General features: G+C 46.5%; 14 protein-coding genes and 1 tRNA gene. 10 read left to right on the top strand and 5 right to left on the bottom strand.

Features of this window, described 5'->3' with window-relative positions; all coding sequences use genetic code 11:
* Positions 1 to 275: 275 nt before the first annotated feature.
* The 3 genes from QUA88_RS13225 (at position 276) to QUA88_RS13235 (ending at position 2,871) form a co-directional block, all read left to right on the top strand.
* Positions 276 to 1,007, top strand: coding sequence for a response regulator (locus QUA88_RS13225; RefSeq protein WP_333055799.1), 732 nt, complete (start codon positions 276 to 278; stop codon positions 1,005 to 1,007).
* Positions 1,008 to 1,009: 2 nt separating this feature from the next.
* The gene (locus QUA88_RS13230; RefSeq protein WP_333055798.1) at positions 1,010 to 1,609 is read left to right on the top strand and encodes an adenylate/guanylate cyclase domain-containing protein; all 600 of its coding nucleotides are present in this window, start codon (positions 1,010 to 1,012) and stop codon (positions 1,607 to 1,609) included.
* Between the two features lie 326 nt (positions 1,610 to 1,935).
* Entirely contained in the window at positions 1,936 to 2,871 is a 936-nt protein-coding gene (locus tag QUA88_RS13235; RefSeq protein ID WP_333055797.1) for a fused MFS/spermidine synthase, read from the top strand.
* A gap of 307 nt (positions 2,872 to 3,178) precedes the next feature.
* On the opposite strand, the gene ccmS is transcribed toward QUA88_RS13235, so the two are convergent.
* The 3 genes from ccmS to QUA88_RS13250 form a co-directional block, all read right to left on the bottom strand.
* Positions 3,179 to 3,610, bottom strand: a complete 432-nt coding sequence (gene ccmS / locus QUA88_RS13240) for a beta-carboxysome assembly chaperone CcmS (RefSeq protein ID WP_333055796.1) — start codon at positions 3,608 to 3,610, stop codon at positions 3,179 to 3,181.
* A 169-nt stretch (positions 3,611 to 3,779) separates the two neighbouring features.
* Complete coding sequence (locus tag QUA88_RS13245; protein ID WP_333055795.1) at positions 3,780 to 5,576, bottom strand: ABC transporter ATP-binding protein; 1,797 nt, start codon at positions 5,574 to 5,576, stop codon at positions 3,780 to 3,782.
* 207 nt (positions 5,577 to 5,783) lie between these two features.
* On the bottom strand, positions 5,784 to 6,623 hold the full coding sequence (locus QUA88_RS13250) for a prephenate/arogenate dehydrogenase (RefSeq protein WP_333055794.1): 840 nt from the start codon (positions 6,621 to 6,623) through the stop codon (positions 5,784 to 5,786).
* 38 nt (positions 6,624 to 6,661) lie between these two features.
* On the opposite strand from QUA88_RS13250, the gene QUA88_RS13255 reads away from it, so the two are divergent.
* The 7 genes from QUA88_RS13255 (at position 6,662) to QUA88_RS13285 (ending at position 13,936) form a co-directional block, all read left to right on the top strand.
* The gene (locus tag QUA88_RS13255; protein ID WP_333055793.1) at positions 6,662 to 8,224 is read left to right on the top strand and encodes a pentapeptide repeat-containing protein; all 1,563 of its coding nucleotides are present in this window, start codon (positions 6,662 to 6,664) and stop codon (positions 8,222 to 8,224) included.
* A gap of 96 nt (positions 8,225 to 8,320) precedes the next feature.
* Positions 8,321 to 9,883, top strand: a complete 1,563-nt coding sequence (locus QUA88_RS13260) for a pentapeptide repeat-containing protein (RefSeq protein ID WP_333055792.1) — start codon at positions 8,321 to 8,323, stop codon at positions 9,881 to 9,883.
* Between the two features lie 80 nt (positions 9,884 to 9,963).
* A complete protein-coding gene (locus QUA88_RS13265; RefSeq protein WP_333210766.1) occupies positions 9,964 to 11,493 on the top strand; it encodes a pentapeptide repeat-containing protein in 1,530 nt (509 codons plus the stop codon).
* Between the two features lie 22 nt (positions 11,494 to 11,515).
* Positions 11,516 to 13,024, top strand: a complete 1,509-nt coding sequence (locus QUA88_RS13270) for a helicase C-terminal domain-containing protein (protein WP_333272071.1) — start codon at positions 11,516 to 11,518, stop codon at positions 13,022 to 13,024.
* Positions 13,025 to 13,089: 65 nt separating this feature from the next.
* Positions 13,090 to 13,302: a DUF2839 domain-containing protein gene (locus tag QUA88_RS13275; protein ID WP_333055789.1), complete on the top strand. Its 213-nt coding sequence runs from the start codon at positions 13,090 to 13,092 to the stop codon at positions 13,300 to 13,302.
* A gap of 125 nt (positions 13,303 to 13,427) precedes the next feature.
* Positions 13,428 to 13,499 (top strand) — tRNA-Val (locus QUA88_RS13280).
* 53 nt (positions 13,500 to 13,552) lie between these two features.
* Positions 13,553 to 13,936, top strand: coding sequence for a hypothetical protein (locus QUA88_RS13285; protein WP_333233006.1), 384 nt, complete (start codon positions 13,553 to 13,555; stop codon positions 13,934 to 13,936).
* Positions 13,937 to 13,955: 19 nt separating this feature from the next.
* On the opposite strand, the gene QUA88_RS13290 is transcribed toward QUA88_RS13285, so the two are convergent.
* Both QUA88_RS13290 and QUA88_RS13295 read right to left on the bottom strand, forming a co-directional pair.
* Complete coding sequence (locus tag QUA88_RS13290; RefSeq protein WP_333055787.1) at positions 13,956 to 14,162, bottom strand: type II toxin-antitoxin system HicB family antitoxin; 207 nt, start codon at positions 14,160 to 14,162, stop codon at positions 13,956 to 13,958.
* Positions 14,162 to 14,356 (bottom strand): type II toxin-antitoxin system HicA family toxin, encoded by a 195-nt coding sequence (locus tag QUA88_RS13295; RefSeq protein WP_333055786.1) that lies wholly within the window; start codon positions 14,354 to 14,356, stop codon positions 14,162 to 14,164. The genes QUA88_RS13290 and QUA88_RS13295 overlap by 1 nt, the downstream gene beginning before the upstream one ends.
* Positions 14,357 to 14,534: the final 178 nt, after the last annotated feature.

Raw genomic sequence — 14,534 nt, forward strand, 5'->3', positions numbered from 1 at the left:
ATTCAACAATGTATTCGTCCGACATCAGTACGATTTGCCGTTATTAAGGCTTAAAAGCCGAATATTTGCCGCCCAAACTTTCAACAATTATCCGCGTATTAGCAACTAGCATTTTCTGATAAGTATCACCTTGGCTCCCGATTTTAAGATTTGTTGCAATTTGAGTAAATTTAGATAGCCAGTGATAGCAAATTCATCCAATGCGGGTAAACTGATTTCAGCAAGGACAACTCGAAGCAGCGAACAAGTTTACCTCAAAAACCAAGTGGGGAGTGATGAGTACAGTTTTAGTGGTGGAAGATTCCCGCAGCCAGCGCGAGTGCATTTCACATCAGTTGAGATGCAGCGGATTGAATGTAATTCAGGCATCAGACGGTGTGGAAGCGCTGGATAAAATCGAGAAAAATTGCCCCGATTTAGTATTATTAGATGTCATAATGCCCCGTCTCGACGGCTACGGGGTTTGTCGTTTCATTAAAGCTAATCCCGAAACTCGGAACATACCGGTGGTATTTTTAACAGGCAAGGGACAGCAGTTAGCTTTATTTGCGAGGTTCCAGGGCGATCGCGCCGAGGCTTATGTTAGCAAACCTTGGCAGCCGAGGGAACTTTTGGCAACAATCAAAAAAGTTTTGCTCAATGCTAATATTAAGTTCGATCGAGCTTCAGCCGACGCTTGGACAGAATACGGTATTTTAAACTTAAGTACAGTCGAACTGTATCAAAGCCATGCCGATGCTTGGACAAAATACAGTTCCCAAATTATTAAATTGTACGATTCCAGCTTAGCAGCTTTCGAGCAAGCTTTGGCAATTGAACCGAGTCACTCAAATGCAAACAAGTATCGCAACCGAGTCCAGACAATCCGGGCAACTTTGATGAAAAAATTAGAGCAAACTAAACCTTGCAAAGTCTGTGATTATTATTACGGTAAGGATGGCATCACTTGTGCAGTGCATCCTGCTGGCCGCCCTCAAGAAGTGTGTCGCGATTGGGAATTTAATTAAAAATGAAAACAAATAACCGCGCTTACTTGGAAAAGTTGCTGCAAGAAAGAAACGAACATCCCGAAAGAATGGCGGAAATTGATGCGAAAATCAATGAAACTTTTCGCCAAAATTACGCAATTTTAGTAATGGATATGTCAGGATTTTCGCGCACGACAGTCCGCTACGGAATTATTCATTTTTTGGCAATGATTCACCGAATGCACGGAATTGTAAAACCGATAATTTCCGAATACAGCGGCACTGTAGTTAAGGAGGAAGCCGACAATATTTTTGCAGTTTTTCCCGATGTAAAATCGGCGGTGGAAGCTGCGATCGACTCTTTGAAACAAACGGCGGCTGTCAACACGACACTGCCGCCGGAGATGGACATTTACCTCTGCATTGGTATTGGCTGTGGCGATGTTTTGATGCTGGAAGGAGAGGATATGTACGGATCTGAATTTAATCTGGCATCCAAGCTGGGAGAGGATTTGGCGGAACGCGGAGAGATTTTGCTGACCTCAGCAGCCTTTGAAAAGTTGGAAGGTGACAAGCAAGATTGGGAAAAAGTGGAACTTTCGGTTTCAGGTTTGGAATTGGTGGCGTACAAGCGGCTGTAATCGGGTGAATTTCTGTTGTCTTCTCGTTCTTCGCCCTGCTGGAAAATGAGAACATGGCTTGTGCCAGCCTTGACTCGAAACCCGGTTTCTTCGCAGATATCGGGCGACTAAGGATCGCGAATTAAATAATTTACACTCTTGAAAGTGGGGAGTAGGGGATGGGCCTGAAAGCCCGCCCTTTCTGGACGGGCTTTCAGGCCCATCCCACAAGAACCATCACGCATTGTAAGTTATTTAATTCTCATTCCTAAGCCATTTTGGTATAAACCAGGTTGATGAGGCTATATTCTTAGAGAATATGGAGTTTAAATAAAATTTAAAATTAGATGATTGAGGAACACAAAACTTGGCAATCTATTAATTTATCCGCTATTGGACAGCGGCTGGCTTGGCTGCAGCAACAGCCAGACAAGGTTATTTTTTGCAAAGAGTCTGGTGTTCACTATGTTGCAGTCACAAAAGAGCGATCGCACATTAAACTATCTTTAGTAGAAAAAGTAAATCAGCACACAGATTTACTGCAATCTGTATTCGATTTCAACAATCCTTTACATCTAGTGTCTGAATATACTCAGGCGATGATGTTGGGTTTAGTGTGGCAAAACCAACCTCAAAGAATCTACATAGCTGGTTTTGGCGGCGGCAGAATTCCCTTAGTGTTGCACCACTATTTGCCGGAAACTGTTATAGAATGTGCGGATGTCGATCCGATCGCGATCGAAGCAGCTACACAGTGTTTTGGGGTAAAATTGGACGATCGTCTAACTGTAACAATTCAAGACGGCAGAGAGTATTTAGAGCAGCAAAAATCAGATACTCAATACGATATCATCATGATCGACGTAGCTTTTGGCAACGGCTACTTTCCGCATCGCCTATCCACCAAAGAATTTTATCAAATCTGCGAAAAACGCTTGTCAAGTGAGGGAGTTGTGCTGGTAAATCTGCTGCAAAGAGATGAGTTTTATGCGGAAAAAATCAAGACTTTTCAAAGCGTATTTTCCCAGGTGTGCGTGTGTCCGTGGAAGGACATTAACACTGTTTTGATTGGTAGCAACAGCGCTATTTTAGAGAAGAATGAGATTGTTGCTAGGGCAAAATATTTGCAAGATGGCTATCAATTTTCATTTCCATTAACAGAAAGAGCGCGGGAAGTAAAATTAGGTACAGAATTGGCGGAAGCTGTACCTAATTTATATCGATCTCAAATTTTGCATGACGATTCGCCGCCCGCTGGTTATTTTGATTGCTGGTTATTCTGATATCTATAATAAGTCCGGGTTTACTCTTTGTGGAACAGGCCGGAAAGCCTGTTGCTAATAGGAAGTTGAGAGCACCCAGGGATTGAAAGAGACTATGGGATAAAATTGCCCTCAGAGTGCGATCGGATATAACCATCGACAATAGGGCAACTGACGACACAACATTGCCGTTTCCCTACGCCAACATAATCAATCTTCCTCGATAAGAGATATAACCATCGCCCGATTTATTTTCGGGAAACCGCACAGCGTCGTCTCCTGACTGTAGGTAATATCAATTCCGATGCCACCGGATTTGATATAACTGCTATTTCATACATTCAACCATCTGCTGTTCCAGCTTAGCCAACAATGTATCAACATCGGTTGCAGCTTCCTCAAAACAAACAGGAGGTTCAGGCTTAGGTTCAAAAAGAATCAACTTAATTTGACCTTCCCCGATCGCCAAAATCGCCACTTCCTTCTCAGGCTTGTGAGCGTTCAACACACCTACAACTTCCTGAATATGACTTTTTACTTGACGGTTCAACTCCTCAACCGCCTCTTTCTTACAATACACAAAACGCGCAGTTTCTGCAATATCAATTGCCAAAATCTCCTCGCTTTCTTCTCCCCTTTCCAGAAATAGCCCCCAAGCCAAAGCAGCCAATTCATTTTGATTAGCTTTCACAAATTTATCTAATTTCCGACTCCAGCTATTTTCGTTGGGTTTGGACTCAGGGCTATCAAATAGAAACATTTTCTCTTCTTGCTTGTAGAAACTAATATTTTGCAGTCAGTTGTCAGTTAGCAGTTGGCAGTTGGCGGTTGGCAGTTGGCTGTTGACTGTTGTCATTAGTTACCCATGCCCAAAGGCCCATCCCCAATTACAAATTAGCAATTCCCAATTACCCAAAACCGCTGCGTTTCTATCTTATACCAGATTGCACGCGCCAGAGCGCCGCATAAATTCCGTCCTGTTCGATCAGTTGTTCGTGCTGCCCCGATTCTACCACCAGCCCCTCTTCCATGACACAAATGCAATCGGCATTGCGGACAGTAGAAAGACGGTGGGCGATCGCAATTGTAGTGCGATTCTTGGTAATTCGTTCGAGCGATCGCTGAATTGCCGCCTCAGTCTCGTTATCCACCGCTGAAGTAGCTTCGTCAAGAATCAAAATCGGCGGATTCTTCAAAACAGCCCTCGCAATTGCAATTCGCTGTCGCTGCCCCCCCGACAACTTTTGACCGCGTTCCCCTACAATAGTGTTGTAACCGTCCGGCAATTGCGCGATAAACTCGTGCGCTTCGGCAATTTTCGCAGCATTTACTATCTCTCGATTGCTGGCCTCAAAACTGCCGTAAGCAATATTTTCTGCCACCGTACCGTGAAACAAAAACACATCTTGACTCACCAATCCGATCGCTCTCCGCAAATCTTTTAAATTCAGGCTATTTAATTCTATACCGTCGAGATAAATATTGCCATGCTGTACCTCGTACAGCCTCAATATTAGTTTCACCAGCGTACTTTTACCGGAACCTGTCGCCCCAACAATCGCAGTAGTTTTTCCCGCCGGCAGATTCAAAGAAAAATACTGCAAAATCGGTTTTCTTTGATTATAAGAAAACGTAACATTTTTAAATTCCAACTCACCCTTAATCGAACTAACCGGCCGCCGAATATCACCCGTGCGAATTGCGATCGGAGTATCCAACAAATTCATCACCCGATTAGTCGAAGCCATGGCGCGCTGGTATTGATCCAGAGTATCTCCCAGGCGAGTCAGCGGCCACAACAACCGCTGGGTCAAAAACACCAAAACGCTGTAAGTTCCCACAGACAACCGGCCCGCCACCACCTCCAAACCCCCCAGAAATAGTGTTGCAATAAACCCCAAGAAAATCACAACCCGAATCAGCGGAATAAAAGCAGCCGAAAGTACGATCGCCCGTCGGTTGCTTTGGCGGTAAGCTTGGCTTTGTGTTTCGATGCGCTGAATTTCATAATCTTCGGAAGTAAAACTTTTAATAGTAGTAATTCCCATCAAATTATTCGACAGTTGCCCGTTCAGAAAACTCACCTTTTCCCGCACATCAGCATAGAAAGGAGCGAGGCGATTTTGAAAGGCGATCGAACCCCAAATAATAAAAGGTATCGGCAGCATTGACAGCCCAGCAACAAGAGGAGAAGCAGCAAAAAAAGCCGCCCCAATCACAACAACCGTTGTCATTACCTGAATTACCTCATTAGCGCCGTCGTCTAAAAAACGTTCGAGTTGATTGATATCATCATTGAGAATAGAAATCAAACCGCCCGTGCTGCGTTCTTCAAAATAAGCTAATTCTAATTCCTGCAAATGACTGTAAGCTTCCAGACGCAAATCGTGTTCAATATCCTGAGCCAAATTGCGCCACAAATAATCATAGGCATATTCAAAAACAGATTCCAACGTCCAAACAATCGCGCTCAAAAGAGTGATAATTGCCAGTTGCCAAAAGACATCTTTTATGCCCCATTGAGCGAGGATAGAATCTTGCTGTTTCACCACCACATCAACGGCAATACCGATTAATGCTGGCGGCGCTAAATCAAAGAATTTATTCAGCAGCGAACAGATACTTGCCAGCCAAGCTTTCAGGCGGTAGCGGCGCCCGTATTTCAGCAGCCGCTTGAGGGGATGGACAGGTTTTGATGGATTTGGTGATGCTTGAGAATCATTCATAGGGCATGGGGCATCCGAAATAGGGCCGAGAATTAGAAATTAGTAGGGTGATCGGCGCGCACCTTACCTTTGTTTAATTGTTAATTCTCAAAAGCCCGGTTCCTAGGCTTTAAACGTTAACACTCGCTTCATTTTAGCGACTACACCAACTATTTGCGCCTCAATCTGAACGTGAATTACTGGTTGAATTGGCTGGTAAATTTTGGATCACAAGTTGTAATTCTGTCTCGCTTGTTGAGTCAGCTTCAACTTGTGTTCGAGACTTTGCCAATTTTCGGCTGCGATATCGCTGATAAACTCGTCGAGACTGTCGCGGTAAATAGAGAGCGATCGCAATAATTCCTCTCGATTGTACTTTGCCACCATCACTCCCAGTTCGGGATTGCCACCCCCCACCCGGCTCGTGTCCCGAAAACCCGAACTCGCCAAATGTTGGGCTAAATTAACAATATCCCGATCGCCCTCTCGATCGCACGCAGCAACCAGCGTCGCGCTCGCCATCAGCGGCAAATGAGAAATCCAAGCCACAGCTCGATCGTGCTCTTCCGGTTCACATCGGTAAACTTTAGCACCCAGCAACCGCGCAATTTCCTCAACCTTATCCACAGCAAACGCCGGCGTTTGGGCAGTCGGCGTCACCACATAAGGCCGGCCCACAAACAAATCAGGTACCGCAGCCTCGATTCCGCTTTCAGCAGTCCCCGCCATCGGGTGTCCCCCTACAAAATTCGGCCACAGAGAAGACACAGCCTGCACTATGGGTGTTTTTACGGAACCGACATCGGTTACAATAGTATCAGGGGAAAGATAGGGCACCAAGTCTCGGACGATCGGCTCGATCGACCCCAGTGGCGTGCAAATAAAAACCACATCGGCTGCTGCAATCAGAGACAGGTTTATGCTGGCTTCATTGACAACACCGCGAGCTTGCGCCCGATCGCAAGTCTGCTGCCGACTCGAAACCCCCAAAACATTAAACCCGCGCGATCGCAAATCCAGCCCGATCGAGCCACCAATTAAACCCAGTCCGACAATACCGATATTCATAGCAATAAAATGGGGATATTTGATACGGTGCCGCCCCCATGACAGTCGAGGAACTCCTGAAGAAATATGCCGCCGGAGAAAGAAACTTTGCCGGAATCAACCTGACTGAGGCCAACCTCAGCGGCGTCAACTTGAGCGGAGCCAACCTCAAGGGTGCGAATCTGAGTGTAGCAAACCTGAGCGGAGCCAACCTCAGCAAAACCAACCTCACAGGTGCAAAACTCAACATTGCCAGACTCAGCGGCGCCCATCTAGGCGGCGCCGACCTCACCGACGCCGACCTCAACGTCGCTTACCTAGTGCGAGTTGACCTCAAAAAAGCCATACTCATAGGAGCCAAACTGATCAGAGCCGAGCTCATTCGAGCCGAACTCAGCGGCGCAAACCTCAGCGGTGCAAACCTCAGCGGCGCCACCCTCACCGAAGCCACCCTTCGAGGAGCCAACCTCGCTCAAGCCAACCTTCGAGGCGCTCACCTCAGTGGCGCGTGCTTGACAGAAGCCAACCTCGAACAAGCCAACCTGCAAGGAGCCGACCTCAGCCGAGCCGACCTCAGCGGCGCCGACTTGCGAGGCACAGAACTGAGACAAGCCAACCTAACTCAAGCCGTACTCAGCGGCGCCGACCTCAGCGGCGTCAATTTGCGCTGGGCAATCCTCAGCGGTTGCAATCTCCGCTGGGCCGACCTGAGCGAAGCAAAATTGAGCGGTGCCGACCTCAGCCGAGCCGACCTCTGCCACGCCAACTTGCTCAATGCCAGCTTAGTTCACGCCGACCTGACAAATGCCTATCTGATCCGCGCCGACTGGATTGGAGCCGACTTAACCGGAGCCACCTTAACCGGAGCCAAACTCCACGCAGTTTCGCGACTGGGCATCAAAACCGAAGGCATGACCTGCAAATGGGTCGATCTGAGCCCCAACGGCGACCACAGCCAAATTTACTGGTTGAACTCAGGAGGAACCCACGAATTTTTTCACGAAACCTTGCCCACAGTTCGGATTGTAATTGACTCGCCCTTAGACCAAGGCGCTCATTTTGCGCTAGCAGCAACTTATTACCAAATTGCCCAACAATATCCGAGTTTAAGTCAGCCTCCCACGATCGAAGTCAGCTCCAGGCGCACCGTACTCGCCTTTAAAATGGACAGCGACGATAAATTATTTGCCACCGCTTACGTTGCCATCATTCCTTTTAACGACGCTGCCATAACTCAAAAAAACCTAATAGCTTTGATGAAAATGATTCAATCCCACGATGCAGGCAAACTTAACGTCAAAGAATCTAAACACGTTCAGTTATGTAGCAAAGCTCTCAACCAAGCTATCAGCAAAGTAGACCAAATCAAAATTTCCAGTTCTTTTCCAAAAATCGGCGAAAGCATCAATTTCTTTCAAATTCCCACACAAATGATCTTAATTAATTCCCGCGACCAAAGACTCAGCGTATATCACCACCCAGCCTTCGGCAAGCGCCTGATTAAAAAATACGACCCAAGTAACTCAACCTCTGGCAAGTTAGCCGAGATAGCAAAATTGGCTCAAACTAATATCAGTAGCATTTTGGATTTTATAAAAGGCTTCCACAATATAGATGTTTAAGCATATTGCATCAAGTTACAGAAAATGCTTATTCTAGTTTAAAGGTTGGCACAACAAAGCTTTGTTCTAGCTAACACATCAGGGAAATTCAAAAGCATGGATGCCGAAGAACTCATCACAAAATATGCAGCAGGAGAAAGAGACTTTACTGCAATCCTCCTTTGCGAGGCAAATCTCAGCAGGATCGATCTCAGCGGGGCTAATTTCAGTGAGGCAATCTTAAGCCTCACCAACATGAGTGGCACCAATTTGTCAAACGCCAACATGAGAAAAGCCAAACTCAATGTTGCCAGACTCAGCGGTGCCAATCTGCACAAAGCCAACCTCAGCGGTGCTATCCTCAACGTAGCTAACTTGATTAGAGCCGACCTCAGCGAAGCCCAACTCGTCGAAGCTACACTGATCAGATCCGAACTGATTCGAGCAAACCTCAGTAGTGCCAACTTGACCGGTGCAAATCTCAGCGAAGCAGATTTGAGAGAAGCAACCCTCAGAGAAGCCAATCTAGAGCAAGCCGACCTCAGCGGGGCTCACCTTAGAGGCGCTTCCCTAACAGCGGCCAACTTGGAACGGGCCAACTTGCACAGAGCCGACCTCAGCAGGGCAGACTTGCGAGGAGTCAACCTCTGCAATGCCGAACTCAGACAAGCTAATCTTTCTCAGGCCAACCTCAGCGGCGCTGACTTGCGAGGCGCTAATCTCCGGTGGGCTGACCTCAGCGGGGCGAACCTGACCGGCGCTGACCTCGATGAAGCGAGATTGAGCGGGGCCAACTTGTACGGGGCAAATTTGAGCAATGTCAATCTCTTGAACGCTACTCTGGTACACGCGGATTTGACTCAAGCGAATTTGATTCACGCTGATTGGGTAGGCGCTGATTTGACGGGGGCGGCCCTGACGGGGGCAAAAATTTACGCGGTGTCGAGGTTTGATGTGAAAGCAGATGACATTACCTGCGATTGGGTTGACCTCAGTCCTAACGGCGATCGCAGCCACATTCAGCGCTTTACCCCAGAAGAATCTCAAAGGTTTTTCAATGCTACACCGCCGACAGTTCAAATTATTGTCGATCGACCCCTCGACCCCGATGCTAACTTTGTCCTTGCAGCTACCTACCGCCAAATTGCCCGTCAATACCCTGCTTTGAACCATCCTCCCAGTATCGAAGTTAATTCTCGACGCACAATCATATCATTTAGAATAGAACAAGACGAGCAACTATTTCCCACAGCTTTCGTGGCGATTACTCCCTTTAGTGATGCAGCATTTACTCAGAAAAATTTAATGACTCTGATCAAAATGATTCAACCCCAAAGTGGTAATAACCTGGGTGTCAGAGTCTCAAATATGGTAGTGCAATTAAACGTTGCCCTGACCCAAACAATGAGAAAAATAGGGGAAATGAAAATTCAGCCGATTCGCCTCGATCGCGAACCGATGTCAAGTTTTTTCCAATCGCCTACCCAAACTGTACTGGCCAACTCCAGCGCCGAAAGTTTGATGATTCACTATCACCCAGATTTTGGCAGAAACTTGACCAATTTGCCTGGAGTCAACAAAACCTCTATCAGTCCTGCAATTAAAGCCCAAAGATTTACCACCCCGCCGCTAAATACTGTCATTGAGTTTGTCAAAAGCTTTTATCAGCTCGGTGAGTAAATACTATAAATGAATTTGATATTATTTCTATTTATGCCATAAAAAAGTTAGCCGATTGCCATTTCATTCAGGTAAAAAAAATGGAAGCTGAAGAACTGCTCAAACGATTTGCAATCGTCAAAAGATACACAGAAGGTGACAGAGATTTCACAGGAATCAACCTGAATGAAGCTAATCTCAGCCGCATCAACCTCAGCCAATCAATTTTAAGGCGGGCTAGCTTATTTGTCACCAACCTCAGCGGCGCTAATTTGAGCGACGCTAACTTGAGCGAAGCTAACCTGAATGTGGCTAGACTCAGCAGTACCAACCTGTCGCGGGCAATCTTAAACGGGGCGACTCTCAACGTAGCAAACTTAGTCAGAGCCGATTTAAGTGCAGCTCAATTAATCCGAGCATCCCTGATTAGAAGCGAATTAGTCCGCTGCGAACTCAGCAAAACTAACTTCAGCGGTGCAAACCTGACTGAAGCAGATTTAAGAGAAGTAAAACTGACGGAAGCTAACCTGTGCGGTGCTAATCTTTCCGGTGCAAATCTCAGAGGTGCTTCGGCTGCTTCAGCTAACTTTCAAGAAGCTAACTTACACGGCGCAGATTTGACGAAAGCAGAACTTAGCGGCGTCAATTTGATCAATGCTGATATGAGACAAGCTTCTTTGCAACAGGTGAATCTCAGCAGTGCCAATTTGAGCGGAGCTAACCTCAAATGGGCTGATTTGACGGGAGCAAACCTCAACGGCGCGGATCTGAGCTTTGCTAAATTAAGCGGAGCTAACCTTAACGGAGCAGATTTAAGAAATACTAATTTAGCAAGTGCTAGTTTCGTTCACGCTGATTTGACAGAAACAAATTTGATTAAGGCAGATTGGGTAGGCGCTGATTTGAGGGGAGCAACTTTAACAGGAGCAAAACTGTATTTGGTTCCTCGATGTGGCATCATCGCAGATGATATTACTTGCCAGTGGGTTGACCTCAGCCCCGCAGGCGATCGCACTCAGATTCAACAATTTAATTCGCCGTCAGAATCGATAAAATTTTTAAGTCACACGCCTGGGTTAGTGCAAATTGTGGTTGACGCACTTTTAGACTACTCAGCAAACAGCACTTTAGCCACAGCTTACAGCGAAATAGCTCAGCATTACCGAGCAATGAATTTTCCTCCTAATATTGAAGTCGGCTACCGCCGCACAACTCTAACTTTTAGATTTGAGAGCGATGAGCATTTATTGCCAGCAGCTTTTTTAGCGATTCTTCCTTTTAAGGATGCTGTACAAACTCAGAGAAATATTATGATAATCGGCAAAAATATCGAAAATCAAAATTTGGAGGAAAAACGAATAGTGCAGTTGCGTAAAGCATTGAGTACAGCTACAAATAAATTAAATGATTTAATAAATTTGGTCTCTAATATATCACGGGTTAGTCAGCCAACAAAGTTTTTTGAGTCACCTACCCAAACTATTTTAATTAGTTCGGGACAGGAGAGTTTGATGGTGAATTCTCACGGGAATTTTGGGAAGGGAGGTGCAACTCATCAGGAGAGTAAATTCTGTTTGCCTCTCGGTCAAAAAGTAGTTGATTTTCTGGCCAGTTTTGATTATGTTGATTGAGGAATGTTAACAGTACAATCGATTGATTGAGGTAGAAGTCCACAATTCGCTACTCCGCTTCCTGCGATCGAACTCCGAGCCGCACTGGCCCCACCATTTAACGATGGCGCGGCTCGTGGCGCGGGCTTTGCGCTTGGGGCGCAGCGCTCTGATCCAAACGGGGCTTCCCGCTGGAGCTTACCGACAGCGGTATCGAGTCAGCTATTTGATGCCGATTTTGATGTGGCAGGAGCCTGTAATTTTAGTGGCGCCGACACGGGTGATCGAGCATTTGAGAGCAGTGGAAATTCCGCGTTTGCAAGAGTGGCTGCAAACAGAGGGGTCGATCGAGACTTATTCGGATAATGCCACGGGACGAGGATTGATGCTAGCAGATCCGCAGTCTTGGCTGGCGGCTCGCTTGGCGGCAAATTCGGAACTTCACAGGAATATTCCGACAATTATCGACGGTGTGGATGACTTGGAAGTTTGGACGCGCCAGCAATTGACGGCGTGTTTGCAACCTGCTGACTGGAATGATTTAATGCAATCTCAGCCTTTGGAAGCCGATGCAATCCTCCAAGGGCGGGTACTGCTAACGCGGGCTTTCTTTCAGCATCCGGCGAAACCAGAGGAGTGCTATTTGCTGGAAACCGCAGAGCAAAATATTTTGGAGGGGCTGTTTGAAAGTATCGAGCCGAATTCGCTGATTCCGGCTGCTTGGAGCAATTTTTGGCAGCGGTGGGAAGCAAACGGAACACTGCGGTGGGCGGAAATTAATCGGGAGGCTGGGTCATTTTCTCTGTTCTGCGCGCCGATTCAGGTGGCTGAGGTTTTGAGCAAAATTTGGGATTGTCAGCCTGTGGTGTTGATTGGGGGGGCGGTGGATGTGGAACCGAAGGCTCCTATCTTCCGGCAAATGCTGGGACTCCCAGAATTGACGAGCGTTAAGTTTTCGCCCGATCGACAAAGCGAATTAATTCAACTGTACATTCCCAACTGGCTGCCGCTGCCGAATACGCCGGAATTTCAGGGAGTTTTAATGGAAGAAATTCGGACTTTGCTGTTGATGAGCGCCTCGGTGGCGGGTTTAACGGTGCTGATTGTGGGTGATGTACCGCTGAAGGCTAGGCTGGCGGCGATTTTGGCTTCTGAGTTCGGTTCTCGCGTGCAGGTAGAAAAGACTGATGTGGGCGAGAATGCGATTTTGGTGACGGGGTGGGAGTTTTGGCGGGAACATCAGGGGGAATTGAGGGCGCCTCACTTGCTGGCGATCGCAACTTTGCCGCTACCTTCTTTGGAGAATCCTTTGGTGACGGCGCGTGTGGCTTATTATAAGGAACGGCGCAAGGATTGGTTTCGGTTGTATTTGCTGCCGGCGGCGCTGAATGAGTTGCAACGGGCGATCGCGCCTGTGCGAGAACGTCAAGGGGTGGTGGCGATTTTCGACAGCAGGGTGATTCACCGCAGTTATGGAAAGCAGGTTTTAGCGGCTTTGAGTCCTTTTGCGAGGATTGATTATTTGGATACGACGTGGCTGACCCAGGCTTGAGATGACCTGTTGGCGTATAATTTGTTTAGGTATCCAGTTGAAATCTAATTTAGTAGACAAAGATTATGGGTGAAGCTAAGCGTCGCAAAGAGTCGATCGGCGACGAATACGGTAAAGAAGAGCGCATCCTTCCCTGGCTGCCAATCACGAAAACCCAAAGCGAAGATTTTGTGAAGTGGACAAGTCGCGGAAGCTGGATGGGGATTAGTCTTTTGGTTGTTTGGTGGATTGTAGTGCGGTTTGTCGGCCCCTCGGCGGGTTGGTGGCAGGTTAACTGATGCCAGACTCGACAAATGCCTGTATTCTTGGCATTGTGTCGAGTTTAACTCGGAAACCAGCGGCTGAATTTTTAGGAAAAATTTAGTTGCGAAGTTCGACTTGGTATGGTATGGTAATTATCTGCGGGCAATTAGCACAGTGGTAGCGCACTTCCTTCACACGGAAGGGGTCACTGGTTCAAATCCAGTATTGCCCATTCAAAATTGATGGGGACTCATTTTGAGCGATCGGAGAGATAGAGGTAACTTTATGATCCAAATAATTCTGAACTCCGAACAAGAAAAGTTACTGCAACAACAGTTAGAGACAGGGAAATATACAACCCCCGATCAGGTAATTACTGATGCTTTAAAAGCTTTGTCAGAAAAACAGCATCTTAATCAACCTCGGCAAGTAGTAACGATTCTTTCAGGAAAACCTGCACAAGAGTTACTAGCAGAAAAAATTAAAATCAGCCGGGAAGTTAAGAAGAGTTATCAGCCCGATCCGCAGCGACAAGCTTTAGCTGAAGATTTTAGCAACTTATGTGAAGAAACCCAGGCTTTACACGCGGATCGTCCTTTAACTGATGAAGAAATTGCCCAAGAAATTGCAGCTTATCGGAGAGGAGAATTAGAAACAAACTGGAAATAAAGAGTAATTGACGTTTAGTTTAAGCTTCAACATATTCGCAAATAGAGACTGGTTCGGGAATAGGAAAAGCATCCTCTTGTAGTCCTTCAAGATGAAATGCGATCGCCTCTTTAATTAAATGCCTCACATCTTCTAAACTTTCAGCCACAGCTACACATCCAGGTAAATCGGGAACATACGCACCGTAGCTAGTTTGACCTTTTTCAATTACAACAGCATAACGCATTAATCTTCCTCCTCTAGTTGAGATTGCCGCCAAACACTTTTAAGCGTACCAATTGGCATATCAATGCCTAAATTACCTGACACCGTGACAGTCCCCGCCTTTTCTGGGTGTTTAAATTGACGATGACTGCCCTTTGTTCTAGCTAAATACCAACCATCATCTTCTAACATTTTAATAACTTCTCTAACTTTCATTATTCATTTATCTATAAAACTCATCAACTCCCGCACTTATATCTTCATAATACGATCTAACTTCAGCAACCTCTCCATTGTAACCGGCGCGACTGATAAAAAACCTCATCCTGCTCAATCTGAAGACAATGTTTAACAAGGCCCAAACTGCCGTAGCACGGGCGAGGACTCCCAGCGA

The organism is Microcoleus sp. D3_18_C2 (assembly GCF_036702395.1).
Taxonomy (GTDB): domain Bacteria; phylum Cyanobacteriota; class Cyanobacteriia; order Cyanobacteriales; family Microcoleaceae; genus Microcoleus.